15 protein-coding genes and 1 tRNA gene are annotated in these 16,676 nt (G+C 71.5%); 3 read left to right on the top strand and 13 right to left on the bottom strand.

Going from position 1 to position 16,676, the window contains the following annotated elements; translation table 11 throughout:
• Positions 1-101: 101 nt before the first annotated feature.
• The 7 genes from J7F03_RS09370 to pgsA all read right to left on the bottom strand — a co-directional run bounded on the left by J7F03_RS09370 (position 102) and on the right by pgsA (position 5,924).
• The gene (locus J7F03_RS09370) at positions 102-854 is read right to left on the bottom strand and encodes a YebC/PmpR family DNA-binding transcriptional regulator (protein ID WP_214948183.1); all 753 of its coding nucleotides are present in this window, start codon (positions 852-854) and stop codon (positions 102-104) included.
• 57 nt (positions 855-911) lie between these two features.
• The gene (gene pdxT / locus J7F03_RS09365; RefSeq protein ID WP_214948182.1) at positions 912-1,514 is read right to left on the bottom strand and encodes a pyridoxal 5'-phosphate synthase glutaminase subunit PdxT; all 603 of its coding nucleotides are present in this window, start codon (positions 1,512-1,514) and stop codon (positions 912-914) included.
• Positions 1,515-1,521: 7 nt separating this feature from the next.
• Complete coding sequence (gene pdxS, locus J7F03_RS09360) at positions 1,522-2,439, bottom strand: pyridoxal 5'-phosphate synthase lyase subunit PdxS (RefSeq protein WP_214948181.1); 918 nt, start codon at positions 2,437-2,439, stop codon at positions 1,522-1,524.
• 139 nt (positions 2,440-2,578) lie between these two features.
• Positions 2,579-3,118, bottom strand: coding sequence for a hypothetical protein (locus J7F03_RS09355; RefSeq protein ID WP_214948180.1), 540 nt, complete (start codon positions 3,116-3,118; stop codon positions 2,579-2,581).
• A 66-nt stretch (positions 3,119-3,184) separates the two neighbouring features.
• Positions 3,185-4,348 carry a glycosyltransferase family 4 protein gene (locus J7F03_RS09350; protein WP_214948179.1) on the bottom strand — a complete coding sequence of 388 codons (1,164 nt, stop codon included), beginning with the start codon at positions 4,346-4,348 and terminating at the stop codon, positions 3,185-3,187.
• A complete protein-coding gene (locus tag J7F03_RS09345; RefSeq protein WP_214948178.1) occupies positions 4,345-5,250 on the bottom strand; it encodes a phosphatidylinositol mannoside acyltransferase in 906 nt (301 codons plus the stop codon). Before J7F03_RS09345 ends, J7F03_RS09350 begins: the two co-directional genes overlap by 4 nt.
• Positions 5,250-5,924 carry a phosphatidylinositol phosphate synthase gene (gene pgsA, locus J7F03_RS09340; RefSeq protein ID WP_214948177.1) on the bottom strand — a complete coding sequence of 225 codons (675 nt, stop codon included), beginning with the start codon at positions 5,922-5,924 and terminating at the stop codon, positions 5,250-5,252. Before pgsA ends, J7F03_RS09345 begins: the two co-directional genes overlap by 1 nt.
• A gap of 233 nt (positions 5,925-6,157) precedes the next feature.
• On the opposite strand from pgsA, the gene J7F03_RS09335 reads away from it, so the two are divergent.
• Entirely contained in the window at positions 6,158-8,371 is a 2,214-nt protein-coding gene (locus tag J7F03_RS09335; RefSeq protein ID WP_214948176.1) for an elongation factor G-like protein EF-G2, read from the top strand.
• Between the two features lie 198 nt (positions 8,372-8,569).
• Positions 8,570-10,240, top strand: coding sequence for a hypothetical protein (locus J7F03_RS09330; RefSeq protein ID WP_214948175.1), 1,671 nt, complete (start codon positions 8,570-8,572; stop codon positions 10,238-10,240).
• Positions 10,241-10,257: 17 nt separating this feature from the next.
• Here J7F03_RS09330 and J7F03_RS09325 read toward each other — a convergent pair whose 3' ends face one another.
• The 4 genes from J7F03_RS09325 to J7F03_RS09310 all read right to left on the bottom strand — a co-directional run bounded on the left by J7F03_RS09325 (position 10,258) and on the right by J7F03_RS09310 (position 14,893).
• The gene (locus tag J7F03_RS09325; protein WP_214948174.1) at positions 10,258-10,818 is read right to left on the bottom strand and encodes an HIT domain-containing protein; all 561 of its coding nucleotides are present in this window, start codon (positions 10,816-10,818) and stop codon (positions 10,258-10,260) included.
• A gap of 152 nt (positions 10,819-10,970) precedes the next feature.
• A complete protein-coding gene (gene thrS / locus J7F03_RS09320; protein WP_214948173.1) occupies positions 10,971-12,947 on the bottom strand; it encodes a threonine--tRNA ligase in 1,977 nt (658 codons plus the stop codon).
• A 135-nt stretch (positions 12,948-13,082) separates the two neighbouring features.
• The gene (locus J7F03_RS09315; protein ID WP_251071609.1) at positions 13,083-14,303 is read right to left on the bottom strand and encodes a hypothetical protein; all 1,221 of its coding nucleotides are present in this window, start codon (positions 14,301-14,303) and stop codon (positions 13,083-13,085) included.
• Positions 14,303-14,893, bottom strand: a complete 591-nt coding sequence (locus tag J7F03_RS09310; protein ID WP_214948172.1) for a DUF4365 domain-containing protein — start codon at positions 14,891-14,893, stop codon at positions 14,303-14,305. The genes J7F03_RS09315 and J7F03_RS09310 overlap by 1 nt, the downstream gene beginning before the upstream one ends.
• 224 nt (positions 14,894-15,117) lie before the next feature.
• Between J7F03_RS09310 and J7F03_RS09305 the strand changes: the two genes are divergently transcribed.
• A complete protein-coding gene (locus J7F03_RS09305) occupies positions 15,118-15,843 on the top strand; it encodes a 3'-5' exonuclease (protein ID WP_214948171.1) in 726 nt (241 codons plus the stop codon).
• Between the two features lie 97 nt (positions 15,844-15,940).
• Here J7F03_RS09305 and J7F03_RS09300 read toward each other — a convergent pair.
• Positions 15,941-16,012, bottom strand: a tRNA-Val gene (locus tag J7F03_RS09300).
• A gap of 38 nt (positions 16,013-16,050) precedes the next feature.
• Entirely contained in the window at positions 16,051-16,572 is a 522-nt protein-coding gene (locus tag J7F03_RS09295; protein WP_214948170.1) for an SRPBCC family protein, read from the bottom strand.
• Positions 16,573-16,676: the final 104 nt, after the last annotated feature.

Below are 16,676 nucleotides of genomic sequence, written 5' to 3'. Positions count from 1 at the left end.
CGTACGGCTACGCAGGCTATCGGGTGCCACTGACAAAGCAGCGGGCCGACGGGGTGTGTCCCCGTCGGCCCGCTGCCCGACGCTGTGAGCCTGGACTCCGCTCAGGCCTCGACCTTCTCCATGACCTCGTCCGAGACGTCGAAGTTGGCGAAGACGTTCTGCACGTCGTCGCTGTCCTCGAGCGCGTCGATCAGCTTGAAGATCTTGCGCGCGCCCTCTTCGTCCAGCTCGACCTGCATGGTCGGCAGGAAGTTGGAGTCGGCCGAGTCGTAGTCGATGCCCGCCTCCTGGAGCGCGGTACGGACCGCGACCATGTCGGTGGCCTCGCTGACGATCTCGAAGCTGTCCCCGAGGTCGTTGACCTCTTCGGCACCCGCCTCGAGCACCGTCTCCAGGACGTCGTCCTCGGAGAGCTCGCCCTTGGGCAGGAGAACGACACCCTTGCGGTTGAACAGGTACGAGACCGAGCCCGGGTCGGCCATCGAACCGCCGTTGCGGGTCATGGCGACCCGCACGTCGGACGCGGCACGGTTGCGGTTGTCGGTGAGGCACTCGATGAGCACCGCGACACCGTTCGGGCCGTAGCCTTCGTACATGATCGTCTCGTAGTCGGCACCGCCGGCCTCGAGGCCGCCGCCGCGCTTGACCGCGGAGTCGATGTTCTTGTTCGGGACCGAGCTCTTCTTGGCCTTCTGGATGGCGTCGAAGAGGGTCGGGTTGCCATCGATGTCGGCGCCGCCCATACGGGCCGCGACCTCGATGTTCTTGATCAGCTTCGCGAAGAGCTTGCCGCGCTTGGCGTCAACCACGGCCTTCTTGTGCTTCGTCGTAGCCCATTTAGAGTGGCCGGACATCTGCCTGTCTCCTTCGCGTCACCAACAGTGTTCGGCTCAGATCCTACCGGGACCTGATTACAGCCCCGCGCGCACCATGTCGACGAAGTACGCGTGGACCCGGTCGTCTCCGGTCAGCTCGGGGTGGAACGAGGTGGCGAGGACGTTGCCCTGGCGTACGGCGACGGTGTGTCCGTCGTACGTGGCGAGCACTTCGGCGGCGCCGCCGACGGACTCGACCCAGGGCGCGCGGATGAAGACGCCCTCGACGGGGCCGCCCTCTATGCCGGCGAAGTCGACCTGCGCCTCGAAGGACTCGTTCTGACGCCCGAAGGCGTTGCGGCGCACGATCATGTCGATGCCGCCCAGGGTCTCCTGGTCCTCACGGCCGTCCAGGAGCTTGTCCGCGAGCATGATCATGCCGGCGCAGGTGCCGTAGACCGGCATCCCGGCCCGCACGCGCTCGCGCAGCGGCTCCAGCATGCCGAACAGCACGGCGAGCTTCGACATGGTCGTGGACTCGCCGCCGGGGATCACCAGGGCGTCGATCTCGGCGAGCTCCTCGGGACGCCGGACCGGCCTGGCCACGGCGTCAGCCGAGGCCAGGGCGATCAGGTGCTCCCGTACATCGCCCTGGAGGGCCAGGACGCCGATCACGGGGGTGTTCGTACCTGCTGACATGAGGTGACTACCAGCCGCGGTTGGCGTAGCGCTCGGACTCGGGCAGGGTGTCGCAGTTGATGCCGACCATGGCCTCGCCCAGGTTGCGGGAGGCGTCCGCGATGATCTTCGGGTCGTCGTAGAAGGTGGTGGCCTTCACGATGGCGGCGGCGCGCTTGGCCGGGTCGCCCGACTTGAAGATGCCGGAGCCGACGAAGACGCCCTCGGCGCCGAGCTGGCGCATCAGAGCGGCGTCGGCCGGGGTGGCGACGCCACCGGCGGAGAAGAGCACGACCGGGAGCTTGCCGAGCTCGGCGACTTCCTTGACCAGCTCGTACGGCGCGCGCAGCTCCTTGGCGGCGGCGAACAGCTCGTTGTTGTCGTAGCCGCGCAGGCGGGCGATCTCGTTCTTGATCTGGCGCAGGTGGCGGACGGCCTCGACCACGTTGCCGGTGCCGGCCTCGCCCTTCGAGCGGATCATGGCCGCGCCCTCGGCGATGCGGCGCAGGGCCTCGCCCAGGTTGGTGGCGCCACAGACGAAGGGGGTGGTGAACGCCCACTTGTCGGAGTGGTTGACCTCGTCGGCCGGGGTCAGGACCTCGGACTCGTCGATGTAGTCGACGCCGAGGGACTGGAGCACCTGGGCCTCGACGAAGTGGCCGATGCGCGACTTCGCCATGACCGGGATCGAGACGGCCTCGATGATCTCTTCGATCATGTTCGGGTCGGACATCCGGGCGACGCCGCCATCCTTGCGGATGTCGGCGGGAACCCGCTCCAGGGCCATGACGGCCACGGCGCCGGCGTCCTCGGCGATCTTCGCCTGCTCGGCGTTGACCACATCCATGATCACGCCGCCCTTGAGCTGCTCGGCCATGCCGCGCTTGACGCGGGAGGTGCCGATCGCCGACTCGGCGGACTGCGGGGTGGTGGGAAGCGTGCTCACGGATTGACCTCACTCGAAAGGAAGATTCAGCGCTACTGGCGGCCTGGTGGTACTCGACCGAGGAAACCCGCTCGACCAGTCCACTGCAAGGGCCAATGTGCAGCCGGTGGCTCCTCGCGATTTGGCCATTGGGTACAAGTTACGGACGTTCCGCCAGATCCACCGGAGGCTCGTCGTCCATCTCGAAGGCCAGCGGGAAGGGCGCGTGGCCCGCCAGCCGGAACCAGCGGACCTTGCGGTGCCTGCGCAGGGCGCGGGCCGCCCGTACGGCGTCGTTGTGGAACCGCCGGGCCATGGGCACCCGCCTCACCGCCGCCGCGAGCTCCTCGGTGGCCTCCACCCCGCCGGGGGCGGCCTTCAGCGCCTCGACCTGTCCGGCGTCGGCGAACACCGCGCGCAGCGCCTGGCTGAGCTCGCTCTCGGCGACCTCGCGGTGGTCCTCCTCGGCCTGGCGGGCGGCGTGCGCGGCCTCGTAGAGGACGATGGCGGAGGCGGGGTCGAGCACCCCGGAGGCCGCGACCTCGATCACCACGGAGGCACGGCGCACGAGCTGCGCGTCGAGCGCCGCGCGGGCGGCGTCCATCCGCGAGTGCAGCCGGTCGAGGCGGCCGGCGGTCCAGCTGAGGTAGACCCCGACGAGGCCGAGCGCGAGGGCAATCCAGACAAGGGTTTCGATCACGGGCGGCGACTCTACCTTTCCACCGCGGCCCCTCCCCGTCGCGGCCCCACCGGGCCCGGGCAGGGCCTACGCGTCGCGGTTCAGGCCCAGGCGGGTGCGGAGCGGGATGCGCTCGTCCTCGGCGACCGCGGCCGCGCCGTCCGTCACCGTTTCGTAGACGGCCAGGATGTCCGCGCCGACCGTCGACCAGTCGAAGCGCCGTACGTGTGCCGAGCCGCGCGCGCTCAGCTCCGCGCGCCGTGCCGGGTCGCGCAGGAGGGCGATCGCGGAGCGCGCCAGGGACGCGGGGTCCTCGTTCGAGAACAGCTCCCCCGCGCCGCCCTGGTCCAGGACCTGGGCGAAGGCGTCGAGGTCGGCGGCGAGGACGGCGGCTCCGGCCGACAGGGCCTCGACCAGGATGATGCCGAAGCTCTCGCCGCCCGTGTTCGGGGCCACGTACACGTCGACGCTGCGCAGCAGCCGCGCCTTGTCCTCGTCCGAGACCATGCCGAGGAACTCGACGCGGGAGCGGAGCTCGGGCGGCAGGGAGGCGACCGCCCCCTCCTCGTCGCCCCGGCCCGCCACGAGGAGGCGTACGTCCGGGCACTCCTCCACGATGCGGGGGAAGGCCGCCATGAGGACGGGCAGGCCCTTGCGCGGTTCGTCGATGCGGCCGATGAAGCCGAGGGTCTGGCCGGACCAGGACGGGTTCGGGTCGGCCTTGGCGAAGAAGTCGACGTCCACGCCGTTCGGGATGACCACCGCGTCCCCGCCGAGGTGCTCCACGAGCGTGCGCCGCGCGTACTCGCTCACGGCGATCCGCGCGCTGATCTTCTCCAGCGCCGGCTGGAGGATCGGGTACGCCGCCAGCATCGCCCGGGAGCGCGGGTTGGAGGTGTGGAAGGTGGCCACGATCGGCCCCTGGGCCGCCCAGCAGGTCAGCAGGCCCAGCGACGGCGAGGTCGGCTCGTGGATGTGGACCACGTCGAAGACCCCGTCGTGGAGCCAGCGCCGTACCCGGGCCGCCGAGAGGAAGCCGAAGTTCAGCCGGGCGACCGACCCGTTGTACGGCACCGGCACCGCCCGCCCCGCCGAGACCACGTACGGGGGCAGCGGGGTCTCGTCGTCCGCCGGGGCCAGCACCGACACCTGGTGGCCGAGGCGGATCAGGTGTTCCGCCAGGTCCCGGATGTGGAACTGGACGCCGCCCGGTACGTCCCACGAGTAGGGGCACACGATGCCGATCTTCACGCGGAGCGCTCCTCCAGGTCGTCGAGCCACAGCCGCTGGAGCATGTGCCAGTCCTCCGGGTGTTCGGCGATCCCCTGCGCGAAGGCGTCGGCGACCGCCTGCGTCATGGCGGAGGTCTTCTCCTGCCGGGTACCGCTCTCGGGCACCTCCACCGGGGAGTGGATCCGGCCGTACATCTTCGGCGCGTCCCCGTAGTACAGCGTGGCCGGCAGCAGCACCGCGCCCGTCTGCTGCGCCAGCAGCGCCGGGCCGGCCGGCATGCGCGCCACCGAGCCGAAGAAGTCCACTTCCACGCCGGACGCCGACAGGTCGCGGTCGGCGACCAGGCAGACCAGGCCGCCCGAGCGCAGCCGGCGCGCGAGCGTGCCGAAGGCGGCGCCGCCGTTGTGCGGGAGCACCTCCATGCCCAGGCTCTCGCGGTAGGCGACGAAGCGGTCGTAGAGGGTCTCGGGCTTCAGCCGCTCGGCGACGGTGGTGAACGGGACGCCGATGTGGGTGACTGCCCAGGCGCCCGCGAGGTCCCAGTTGGCCAGGTGCGGCAGGGCGACGATCACTCCGCGTCCGGAGGCCAGTGCCTCGCGCAGGATGTGGTCGTCCTTCATGTCCACGTCGGCGCTGAACCGCTCCTTGGCCATCGTCGGCAGCCGGAAGGACTCCATCCAGTACCGCATGTACGAGCGCATGCCCGCGTGCGACAGCTCGCGCAGCCGCTCCGGGCCGGCGTCCGGCACCACGCGGGCCAGATTGGACTCCAGGCGCAGCACGCTCTTGCCGCGCCGCTTCCAGGCGAAGTCCGCGATCCGCCGGCCGAGGGCCGCGGCCGCCGGCTCGGGCAGCTTCTTGACCCCGGCCCAGCCGAGCCCGTACAGCCCGTCGACCACCTTGTCCTGCGCCTTGCCCATCAGGCCGTGCCGCTTTCGGAAGGGGCGTCGGCCGCGGCTGCCGCGTCGGCCTCCGCCGACTCGCGCCGTACGGTCACCACGCGCTGGATCAGCGTCACGAGCGAGCCCGCCGCGACGACCCACAGCGCGATCGGCAGCAGCAGCCCGATCCACGAGGGCACCCCGAAGGTCTCCAGCCCGGACAGGCCGGCCGCGACGAGCGTGATCACCAGGCGTTCGGCGCGCTCGATGAGCCCGTTCACGGCCACGGGCAGCCCGATCGACTCGCCGCGGGCCTTGGTGTACGAGACCACCTGCCCGCTGGCCAGGCAGAAGATCGCGACCGCGCACAGGGCGTTGTCGTTCCCGGAGCCCGCGTACCAGAGCGCGAGCCCGCCGAAGATCGCCGCGTCCGCGACCCGGTCGAGCGTGGAGTCGAGGAACGCGCCCCACCTGCTGGAGACGCCGGCCTGGCGGGCCATGTTCCCGTCCACCAGGTCGGAGAAGACGAAGAGCGTGATGGTGATCGTGCCCCAGAAGAACTCGCCCATGGGGAAGAAGACCAGCGCTCCCGCCACCACCCCGGCCGTGCCGATGAGGGTGACCGCGTCGGGACTCACTCCCAGCCGGAGCAGAAGAGCGGCGAATGGCGTGAGAACACGCGTGAAGAATGCACGCGCGTACTTGTTCAGCATGGCCTTCCCGGAGGGTCGCTGGGCCCGTGGCCACTGCGGCCACCGGCTGGCCCATCGTAGCCAGCACCTCGCCCCCTCAGCGCCGCGCACCCACCGGTTCGCACCACGGGAGCCGTTCTTCGGCCATCGGCGCCCGCCGGAGACCGGCTCCCGTACGACGTATGGACGCGGTGTGACGGCAGTGCAAAGCTCGAAGAGCCCCATTTCCCCTCCAACCGGGAGGCACGAGCACCATGGGAGCCACATCACACCAAGCCGGGGCCGCCGGCAGGGCACTGACGGCCGACCGCCCCAGTTCCGTACGGAACGTCGTGCTGGTCGGCCACAGCGGATCCGGCAAGACCACCCTGGTCGAGGCCCTGGCCCTGACCGCCGGCGCCGTCAACCGGGCCGGCCGCGTCGAGGACGGCGCCACGGTCTCCGACTACGACGAGATCGAGCACCGGCGCCAGCGCTCGATCCAGCTCTCCCTGGTCCCCGTCGAGTGGGCGGGAATCAAGATCAACATCTTGGACACCCCCGGATACGCCGACTTCGTCGGAGAGCTCCGGGCCGGGCTGCGCGCCGCCGACGCCGCCCTCTTCGTCGTCTCGGCCGCCGAGGACGGCGACGGGCTGTCCGGCGCGACCCGCATGGTCTGGGACGAATGCGCCGCCGTCGGCATGCCGCGCGCCATCGTCGTCACCCATCTGGAAGCCGCCCGCGCCGACTACGACCAGATGACCGCCGTCTGCGGCGACGCCTTCGGCGCCGACGACCCCGACGCCGTCCGCCCGCTCTACCTCCCCCTCCACGGCCCCACCGGACCCGACGGCCACGCCCCGGTCGCCGGCCTGCTCGGCCTGCTCTCCCAGCGCGTCTACGACTACACCTCCGGCGACCGCGTCGAACGGGATCCGGACCCCGCCGAGCTCGACCTCATCACCGACGCCCGCGCCCGCCTGATCGAGGGGATCATCGCCGAGAGCGAGGACGAGACCCTCATGGACCGCTACCTCGGCGGCGAGGACATCGACCTCAAGACCCTCGTCGACGACCTGGAGCGGGCCGTGGCCCGCGGCACCTTCCACCCCGTCCTGATGGCCGCCCCCGCCGCCGAGGGCGCCCGCAAGGGGCTCGGCACCGTGGAACTCCTCGAACTGGTCACCGGCGGCTTCCCCACCCCGCTGGAGCGCGCCCCCGTCGCCGTCACCGCCCCGGACGGCGCCGCCCGCCCCGCGGTCACCTGCGACCCGGACGGGCCACTCGTGGCCGAAGTCGTCAAAACCTCCTCCGACCCCTACGTCGGCCGCGTCTCCCTCGTCCGTGTCTTCTCCGGCACCCTGCGCCCCGACGAGACCGTCCACGTCAGCGGCCACGGGCTCGCCGACCGCGGACACGAGGACCACGATGTGGACGAGCGCGTCGGCGCCCTGACCTCCCCCTTCGGCAAACAGCAGCGCACCCTCGCCCACTGCATCGCCGGCGATCTGGCCTGCGTGGCCAAACTCACCCGCGCCGAGACCGGCGACACCCTCTCCGGCAAGGACCGGCCCCTCCTGATGGAGGCCTGGTCCATGCCCGACCCGCTGCTCCCCCTCGCCATCGAGGCCCACAGCAAGGCCGACGAGGACAAGCTCTCGCAGGGCCTGGCCCGGCTCGTCGCCGAAGACCCCACCATGCGGCTCGAACAGAACCCGCACACCCGCCAGCTCGTCCTGTGGTGCCTCGGCGAAGCCCATCAGGACCTCGCCCTCGAACGGCTGCGCACCCGCTACGGAGTCCAGGTCGACCCCGTCCCCCACAAGGTCAGCCTGCGCGAGACCTTCGGCGCCAAGGCCGCCGGCCGCGGCCGCCACGTCAAACAGTCCGGCGGCCACGGCCAGTTCGCCATCTGCGAGATCGAGGTCGAGCCGCTGGCGCCCGGCAGCGGTGTCGAGTTCGTCGACCGGGTCGTCGGCGGAGCGGTCCCCCGCCAGTTCATCCCCTCCGTCGAGAAGGGCGTCCGCGCACAGGCCGCCCGTGGGATAGCGGCCGGATATCCGCTGGTCGACGTACGCATCACCCTGCTCGACGGCAAGGCCCACTCGGTGGACTCCTCCGACGCCGCCTTCCAGACCGCCGGCGCCCTCGCCCTGCGCGAAGCCGCCTCCGAGGCCTCCATCCACCTCCTCGAACCGGTCGCCGAGCTCGCCGTCCTCGTCCCCGACGAGTACGTCGGCCCCGTCATGAGCGATCTCGCGGGCCGCCGCGGCCGCGTCATCGGCACCGACCAGGCCGGTCCCGGCCGCACCCGCGTCCTCGCCGAGATCCCCGAGATCGAGATCGGCCGGTACGCCGTCGAGCTGCGCTCGGTGTCGCACGGCACGGGCCTGTTCAGCCGGGCGTACGCGCGCCACGAGCCGATGCCACCACAGCTCGCGGACAAGCTACGCGAACAGGCAGAGAAGGGAAGCCAATTGACATAACGCCACTTCTGCCGCCCACCCAACCCGCTTGAGGTGGGCGGCATTTGGCTGTCCCATGACCATGGGGAGCAATCCGCCGATAAGCTCATCTGCGCGGTGGAGCGGGTAGAACGACGGGTAGAGCGGATACACCGCCCGCGGCGGGCGTCCTCGCGGGCAGCCCGCACACGAGTACGACGCACAGCGATGGGGGCAGCGGTGGCGGACGACGGATTCGACTTCAGGCCGGGGGCGCAGATCCCGCTCCAGGGGAACGGCGGCCAGACCGCCGCGACCAACGCGCTCGCCTCCGCCGCCTACCGGGACGGCGGGCGGGACACCAAGCTGCCCTCCATACTCACCGCCAACAACGAGTACCACGAGTCCACCGTCAAACCGGGCAAGATCTCCCTCTTCGAACCCAACCTCGGCGAGGCCTTCTGCCGCGCCGTCGAGGCCCGCACCATCCCGCCCACGCGCAAACCGCTCATCCAGTCCTTCGGTGCCGACCCGCAGACCGTCGTGGAGCACTGCCTGGCCGCCTCCCGCATCCGCAAGGAGCGCGACCGCAAGCTCCGCTGGATCATGCTCGTCTGCGGGGTCGTGTTCCTCCCCGGCCTGCTCCTGTGGCTCGGCCTCTTCTGGAGCCGCAAGACCCTGGCCGCCTCCGAGGGCAAGCACTCCTCCTGGCTGGGCACCGCGCTCCTCGTCGGCGTCGGCCTCGTGGTCGCCGTCCTGATGTTCCGGCTCCCGGTCACCGGCGTCCTCGGCCTCTACGTCCGCGCCATGGTCATCGCGCCCGCCCTCGGCTGGTTCTTCGCCCGCCGGCTCTGCGAGGCCACCGCCGCGGACCTGCGATCCCGCTGGGACGGCCTCCTCGCCGGCGGCGGGGGCGTGGCCGCCAAGATCCCCGAGGCCGTCCCCGGCAACCCCGACGAGAAGGCCCGCGAGGACCTGCGCCACTCCCTGGCCAAGCTCACCGCCGAGGACCGCAGCAACTCCGTCTTCTACGCCGGCCCCAAGGGCATACTCGGCATGGGCACCCGCTGGGGCAGCTGGCAGATGGCCGAGGAGCTGGCCCCCAAGACCGAGGGCCACGAGATCCACCCCTTCCGCAGCTGGGACGTCATACGCGCGATCGACACCCAGCTGCGCAAGCTGGAGCGCGGCCCCCTGCACACCGGCGGCCTGCCGCCCGCCTCGATCCAGCACTGGATCGTCACCCCGGTCGGCGAAGGCGCCAAAGAAGTGGCCCGCCCCACCGGAGCGGACGTCGACACCTTCCTGATCAAGCCGCACGAGATCACCCGGATCTGCAACGAGCAGCAGTTCAGCGCCGGCAACCGGCACTACCTCGGCATCCAGTACCCGCTCTGGGACGGCCAGCTCGTCATCACCATGCTGGTCACGGTGACCGTGCTCTACAAGACCCTGCGCGTGGAGGTCACCGGCCACGCGCTCGGCCCGGTGCACGGCCTGTTCACCACCAAATCGAGCCCCCCGGTGGTCGAGGTGCCGAAGTCCGTACGGTTCTGGGAGACCGTGGAGCGGGCGCTGCCCCTGGTCGACGCGGCCGAGGTCGTACGCCTCTCCGTGCGCGCCCCGTTCACCTGGTACCCGCCGCTCCTGGACTTCCTCGGCGGCAAGCTCGTCCTGCCCGAGCCCTTCGGCGTCCGCCACGTCTGGGCCGGCCAGCCGTGGCGCCACCGCTTCATGGCGGACGACGCGATGCGGGCCGCGACCCCGGTCCTGCGGGCGGTGCACGCCGCGGCGATGCGGGTCCTGGAGGAGAACGGCGTCGACACCGACCGCTTCACCAACCGCTCGTCGATCGTCAGCGGCCTGATCCAGGACGCCGCACCCCGCAAGGCGGACGTCTACGACGCGTGAGCCGGGGGCCTGCCGTCCTAGTCGTTCGGCCAGGCGTCGGCGAGCATCTGGCGGGTGTCCGCGAGGAGTTGGGGCAGCACCTTGGTGTGGCCCACGACCGGCATGAAGTTCGTGTCCCCGCCCCAGCGGGGCACGATGTGCTGGTGCAGGTGCGCGGCGATGCCGGCGCCAGCCGCCTGGCCCTGGTTCATTCCGATGTTGAACCCGTGCGCCCCGGAGGCCTTGCGCAGCGCGATCATCGCCCGCTTCGTGAGGTCCGCGAGCTCGACGGTCTCGGCGGTGTCCAGGTCCGTGTAGTCGGCGACGTGCCGGTACGGGACGACCATCAGGTGCCCGCCGTTGTACGGGTACAGGTTCAGCACGGCGTAGACGTGCTTGCCCCGCGCCACGACCAGCCCGTCCTGGTCGGACATGTTCGGAATCCCGCAGAAGGGACAGCCGTCCCCGGCGTCCGGCCCGGTCGGCTTGTTCTCCCCCTGGATGTAGGCCATCCGGTGGGGCGTCCACAGACGCTGGAACGCGTCCTGCGTGCCCACACCGATCTGCTGCTCCGGCTCAATCGTCATGGGATGCAGCATATGACCTTGCCCCCGCCCGGCGTGTCGCCGGGGCGAAGACCAGCGGCGGGACCACGGCGGCGACCCCGGGCCCTGCGGCGCGGGACGCGGAGGAGCCCCCGGGAAACCGAGGTTTCCCGGGGGCTCCGTCCGCATGTGTGCGGGCGCTCGGGTCACACCTGGACGCGGCGCTCCACGACGTCGGCGATCTTGGCCAGCGCCTGGTCGCGCGGGACGCCGTTCTCCTGCGAACCGTCGCGGTAGCGGAAGGAGACGGTGCCCGCGGCCATGTCCTCGTCACCGACGATGATCATGAAGGGGACCTTCAGCTTCTGCTGGTTGCGGATCTTCTTCTGCATCCGGTCGGACGAGGCGTCCACCTCGACCCGCAGGCCCTTCTTCTTCGCCTCGGCGGCGAACTCCTGCAGGTACTCGACGTGCGAGTCGCCGATCGGGATGCCGACCGCCTGGACCGGGGCGAGCCACGGCGGCATGACGCCCGCGTAGTGCTCCAGCAGCACCGCGAAGAACCGCTCGATGGAACCGAAGAGCGCACGGTGGATCATGACCGGCCGCTGCTTGGTGCCGTCCGGGCCGGTGTACTCCAGGTTGAAGCGCTCGGGCAGGTTGAAGTCGAGCTGGACGGTCGACATCTGCCAGGTGCGGCCGATCGCGTCGCGGCACTGGACCGAGATCTTCGGGCCGTAGAACGCGGCGCCGCCCGGGTCCGGGACCAGCGGGAGACCCTGCTTCTCGGCGACCTGCTGGAGGGTGGCGGTGGCCTCCTCCCAGATCTCGTCCGAGCCGACGAACTTCTCCGGGTCCTTGGTCGACAGCTCCAGGTAGAAGTCGGTCAGACCGTAGTCGCGGAGCAGGTTCAGCACGAAGGTCAGCGTGCGGTCGAGCTCCTCCGCCATCTGCTCCTTGGTGCAGTAGATGTGCGCGTCGTCCTGGGTGAAACCGCGCGAGCGGGTCAGGCCGTGCACGACGCCCGACTTCTCGTACCGGTACACGGTGCCGAACTCGAAGAGGCGCAGGGGCAGTTCACGGTAGGAGCGGCCGCGCGCGTCGAAGATCAGGTTGTGCATCGGGCAGTTCATGGGCTTGAGGTAGTAGTCGGTACCACCGTCGAGCTGCATGGGGGGGTACATGCCCTCCGCGTACCAGTCCAGGTGCCCGCTCTTCTCGAAGAGGGTGCCCTTGGTGGCGTGCGGGGTGTAGACGAACTCGTAGCCCTCTTCCTCGTGCCGCTTGCGCGAGTAGTCCTCCATGGTGCGGCGGATGACGCCGCCGCGCGGGTGGAAGACGGCGAGGCCGGAGCCGATCTCGTCCTGTACGGAGAACAGGTCGAGCTCGGTGCCGAGCTTGCGGTGGTCGCGCTTCTCGGCCTCCACGAGGAAGTCGAGGTGGGCCTTCAGCTCCTCCTTCGACGGCCACGCGGTGCCGTAGATGCGCTGGAGCATCGGGTTCTTCTCGCTGCCGCGCCAGTAGGCGGCGGCGTTGCGCATGAGCTTGAACGCGGGGATGTTGCGGGTGGTGGGCAGGTGGGGACCGCGGCAGAGGTCCTTCCAGCACAGGTCGCCGGTCTTCGCGTCGAAGTTGTCGTAGATGGTCAGCTCGCCGCCGCCCACCTCGACGTTCGCGCCGTCGTCGGACGAGGCCGAACCCTTGATGCCGATGAGTTCCAGCTTGTACGGCTCGTCGGCGAGCTCCTCGCGGGCCGCCTCGTCGGTGACGACGCGGCGGGCGAAGCGCTGGCCGCGCTTCTGGATCTCCTGCATCTTCTTCTCGATGGCCTTGAGGTCATCGGGGGTGAAGGGCTTGGCCACGTCGAAGTCGTAGTAGAAGCCGTCCCGGACCGGCGGGCCGATGCCCAGCTTGGCCTCGGGGAACAGCTCCTGCACGGCCTGCGCCATGACGTGCGCGGTCGAGTGGCGCAGGATGTCCAGGCCGTCCGGGGAAGAGATCTCCACCGGCTCGACGGTCTCGCCGTCCTTCACCTCGTGGCTGAGGTCCTTGAGCTCGCCCTCGATGCGCGCGGCGACGATGGTGCGCTCGCCGGCGAAGAGCTCCGCCGCCGTAGTGCCCGTGGCCACCACGCGCTCGTCCCGCTCGGAATCGCGTTGGATGATCACACGGACGTCTGACACCGGTCTCTCCTGACTCAGGGGGTGCGCAAGCGAACACTGCGCGCCTGAATCGTACCGAGCCGATAGGCTGCGCCGCCAAACGGTTGTCCCGCCCCCGGGCCGACGGGCCGCGCGGGGGCATGTCCGGTCGCAGCACTAGTCGTCCGACGGCAGCACCTCCGCAGGATCGAACGCGTCGTCCAGCGACTTCATCAGCCGGTCCCGCTCGACCTCGTCCAGCGGCACCGGCGTCACGTCCGTGACATCGGTGAGACGGCGGAAGCCGCCCCGCCGCTGCAGCCGCCCGCTGACCCGGATCGGCAGGCCCACCAGGTGCGCGTGGCCCGCCACCCGGTACGACTCCTCGTCGAGCGCGACCCGGACGTACGGGATCTCCGCCCCGGCGAAGACCCGCACCCGGACCGTGCCCCCGCCCCCCGACGCCGAGCGCCGCATGCGGACCACCGCGCCGGCCACCCGGACCGGGACCGCCGGCTCGTCCCGTGTGTAGCGCGCGGCCGCCTCCCGCAGCACCGGGAGGTCGCCGGGCGAGAACTCCACCGGCTCCGGCCGGGCCGCGCAGCCCGCCGGGACGCCGGCCGCCGGGGCCCAGGCGAGGGCGACCCGGGCCCCCTCCGAGCCGCGGACCAGTGCGATGAGCGCCTCGGCCAGTTCCCTGCTGACCCCGGCCTCGACCGCCGCGTCGAAGGCCTCCATGCCGCCGGTGGCCCGCCGGTAGTCCACGGCCTCGCGGGCGGCGTGCAGCGCGTGGTGCAGCCGGGTCATGGTGCCGCGGCCCCCGTCGACGGGCATGTAGGCGGTGAGCCGCCGCCCTCCCGGATCCGGCCCGACCAGTACCCCGTCCAGCGCCCGCTCCGCCTGGCCCCGGTGCCGGGCGCCGTAGTACCCCGCCCTCGCCCGGTCGGCCAGCGCCCCGGCGAGGAGCAGCCGGCGGGCGGCCGAGCGCAGCTGTTCCTGGACCGTCCAGTCGGCCTCGCCCTGGAGTCCGTGGGCCCCTCGCGGGATCTCGCGGTCCCAGCGGATCTCGTCGCTCGGCACGCTGAGCCCGTAGAGCACCTCGCGGGCCGATGGCAGCGCGCTGCGCGAGAGGGCGGTGAGCGCCTCTTCGAGGAGGTCGGCGCAGTCGGGGAAGGCGCGGCTCTCGGGGACGAGGAGGCTGGTGCCCCCGCCGCCCGTCGCGTAGGGGGCGGGCGGGGTCCAGCGTCCGTACCGGCCGGCGGCTCCGCCGCGGCGCAGCCAGCCGTGCCGGTGCAGCAGCGCGCCGAGGACGAGCGGATCGACCTGCGCGGGGTCGGGGGCCGGGGCCCCGAACTCCGGGGACGGGAGCGGTTCCAGGTGCGGTGACTGCCGGTTCATCAAGGTGTCCCTCCCGACCCGACCCGGGTCATGATCTCGCAGAGTGCCCGGTCGTCGAAGATCCGCGCGGTCGGGATCCTGACGGTGGTGCGGCGGCGGCCGGTCACGGGCTGTCCGGCGAGATTGGTCCAGTAGCAGCAGTGCCGCAGGTCGAGGCGGTCGTGTCCGGCGCTCAGCCACTCATCGCGCTCACGCGGGAGGAGCATCACGACGAGGATCTTGTGCACGGCGACGGGGGTGCGGGCGAGCTTGACCAGGTGCTCGTTGTCGAGGGTGAAGCCGAAGGTGGGCCCGGCCGGGCTCGGCGGTATCTGGTAGGTCGCCTTCAGCTGCACCTTGATGGTCACCTCGTCGTCGACCACGTGCTCGGGAGCTCCGTGGCTGACGTGCCAGTCGATGCCGTTGTCCGGAAAGGGCTGGGAGAGCGAGCAGCCGGCCGCGGCGGCGACGGCGTGCAGGTATCCCACCTGGAGGGTCTCCATGCAGGCGGTGGTGGCGAGTGTGCCGCGCAGCGGTCCGCTCCGCGGACCGGTCCGCGGATCCATCCGCCCCGCGAGCACCCCGCCCGGTTCGGGCTGCGCGAGCGCCATGGCCGGCTCCCCATGCCTTGCGGGCTCTGCCGTTCGAAGGGTGTCGGGGTTGACGACCGGTCATGTGTGCGGTCCCCCAGTGGAGTTGTCTCCGCAGTCGGCGTGCCGCAAACGGCGTACGGGGCAAAGAGCCCGGGTATCACCGATTCGGGCGGGGGTGGCGGGTCCTGAGGCTGCGGTGCCCGGGTGCGCCCCATCTGCCGACGGGTGACGAGGAGTTCGCCATGACACGCTGGTACGAGGGCCCGCTGGCCGCATTCGACACGGAGACGACCGGGGTGGACGTGGAGCGGGACCGGATCGTGTCCGCCGCTCTCATCGTGCAGGAGTGCGCGGGCGGCCGGGTCCGCTCGACGCGCTGGCTGGTCAATCCCGGCATCCCGGTACCGCTGGGAGCCACGGAAGTGCACGGTCTGACCGATGAGCACCTTCAGCGCAACGGCCGTTGGCCCGCGCCGGTGGTGGAGGAGATAGCCCGCGCGCTCGGGGAGCAGCAGCTCGCGGGCCGGCCGGTGGTGGTGATGAACGCGCCGTTCGATCTGACGCTGCTGGACCGGGAGTTGCGCCGGCACCGGGCGTCCTCACTGGCGCGGTACCTGGACAACCGGCCGCTGACGGTGCTGGATCCGCGGGTGCTGGACAAGCATCTGGACCGCTACCGCAAGGGGCGGCGGACGCTGACGGATCTGTGCGCGCACTACGGCATAGAGCTGGAGGCGGCCCATGACGCGGGGGCGGACGCGCTGGCCTCGCTGGAGCTCGTACGGGCGGTGGGGCGGCGGTTCGCGGGGCGCCTGGAGCGGCTGACGCCGGCGGAGCTGCACACCCTGCAGCAGGTGTGGCACGCCGCCCAGGCGCGGGGGCTGCAGGCGTGGTTCGCGCGGCAGGGGACGCCGGAGCCGGTGGATCCGCACTGGCCGCTGCGGCCGGAACTGCCGGCGGCGGCGTAGCGCGACGGAGCGGCGCGACGGCGTTCGCGACGGCGTGGCGCCGCGTCCCGGGAATGCGGAAGGCCGGTCCGCCATAAGGCGGACCGGCCTGTCCCGGTGGGCGATACTGGGATCGAACCAGTGACCCCTTCGGTGTGAACGAAGTGCTCTCCCGCTGAGCTAATCGCCCGGGAACGGACTGAACAATACAGAAGGCTCGGGGCTGGTTCAAACCGCTTCCGGTCCGGCCGCCAGATGCGCGGCCAGTCCGCGCCGGCCGGCCCGCATCATCAGGGCGTGGTTGAGCCGGAACACCGGCCGCCCGGGGAGCGAGAGCCACCGCATGAGGGGCCGGAGCACCTCGACTTCCTGCTCGTAGAGGGCTCGCGAACCGCCGGCCCGAGGCCGCACGGTCCAGCGCGCCCACCCTTCCAGGTCTCCGCGCAGGGCGACCTCCAGCACCCCGCGCGCGGGGTCCCGCAGGAGTTCCTCGGCGCTCACGCGCAGGGTGTAGGGAAGCGCCGAGCGGATGAGGGCGCTGCCGCCGCGCTCGTCGCCGTCCGGGGCGACCGCGCGGACCTGGGGCCACCACAGGGGGTACGCCTCCGGGCGCCCCAGGGCGGCGAAGACGCGGGCGGCCGGGGCGTCGAGGTCCCACACGCTGCGGAAGCGGTAGTGGGTCCAGCGCTCGCGGGGACGGCCGGCGCGGGGACCGCGCGGACTTCGGGGACTGCCGCTGCTTCGGTCCATGGATCCAGTCTGGCGCGCGGCGGGGGCCCCTACCCCGTACTCAGGCCGAACCGGACCCAAGATGAGTACCCCCGCCCATGTCCCGACGGCGCACCTGGGGGCAC

The organism is Streptomyces sp. ISL-43 (genome assembly GCF_018614195.1).
Lineage (GTDB): Bacteria > Actinomycetota > Actinomycetes > Streptomycetales > Streptomycetaceae > Streptomyces.
The sequence above is the reverse complement of the archived record's forward strand: the minus strand, read 5'-3'. Positions and strand labels throughout refer to the sequence as shown.

Excerpts from the sequence above, each read along its gene's own strand:
- J7F03_RS09370 (WP_214948183.1), bottom strand. The coding sequence starts at position 854 with ATGTCCGGCCACTCTAAATGGGCTACGACGAAGCACAAGAAGGCCGTG.
- pdxT (WP_214948182.1), bottom strand. The coding sequence starts at position 1,514 with ATGTCAGCAGGTACGAACACCCCCGTGATCGGCGTCCTGGCCCTCCAG.
- J7F03_RS09345 (WP_214948178.1), bottom strand. The coding sequence starts at position 5,250 with ATGGGCAAGGCGCAGGACAAGGTGGTCGACGGGCTGTACGGGCTCGGC.
- pgsA (WP_214948177.1), bottom strand. The coding sequence starts at position 5,924 with ATGCTGAACAAGTACGCGCGTGCATTCTTCACGCGTGTTCTCACGCCA.
- J7F03_RS09335 (WP_214948176.1), top strand. The coding sequence starts at position 6,158 with ATGGGAGCCACATCACACCAAGCCGGGGCCGCCGGCAGGGCACTGACG.
- J7F03_RS09325 (WP_214948174.1), bottom strand. The coding sequence starts at position 10,818 with ATGCTGCATCCCATGACGATTGAGCCGGAGCAGCAGATCGGTGTGGGC.
- J7F03_RS09315 (WP_251071609.1), bottom strand. The coding sequence starts at position 14,303 with ATGAACCGGCAGTCACCGCACCTGGAACCGCTCCCGTCCCCGGAGTTC.
- J7F03_RS09310 (WP_214948172.1), bottom strand. The coding sequence starts at position 14,893 with ATGGCGCTCGCGCAGCCCGAACCGGGCGGGGTGCTCGCGGGGCGGATG.
- J7F03_RS09305 (WP_214948171.1), top strand. The coding sequence starts at position 15,118 with ATGACACGCTGGTACGAGGGCCCGCTGGCCGCATTCGACACGGAGACG.
- J7F03_RS09295 (WP_214948170.1), bottom strand. The coding sequence starts at position 16,572 with ATGGACCGAAGCAGCGGCAGTCCCCGAAGTCCGCGCGGTCCCCGCGCC.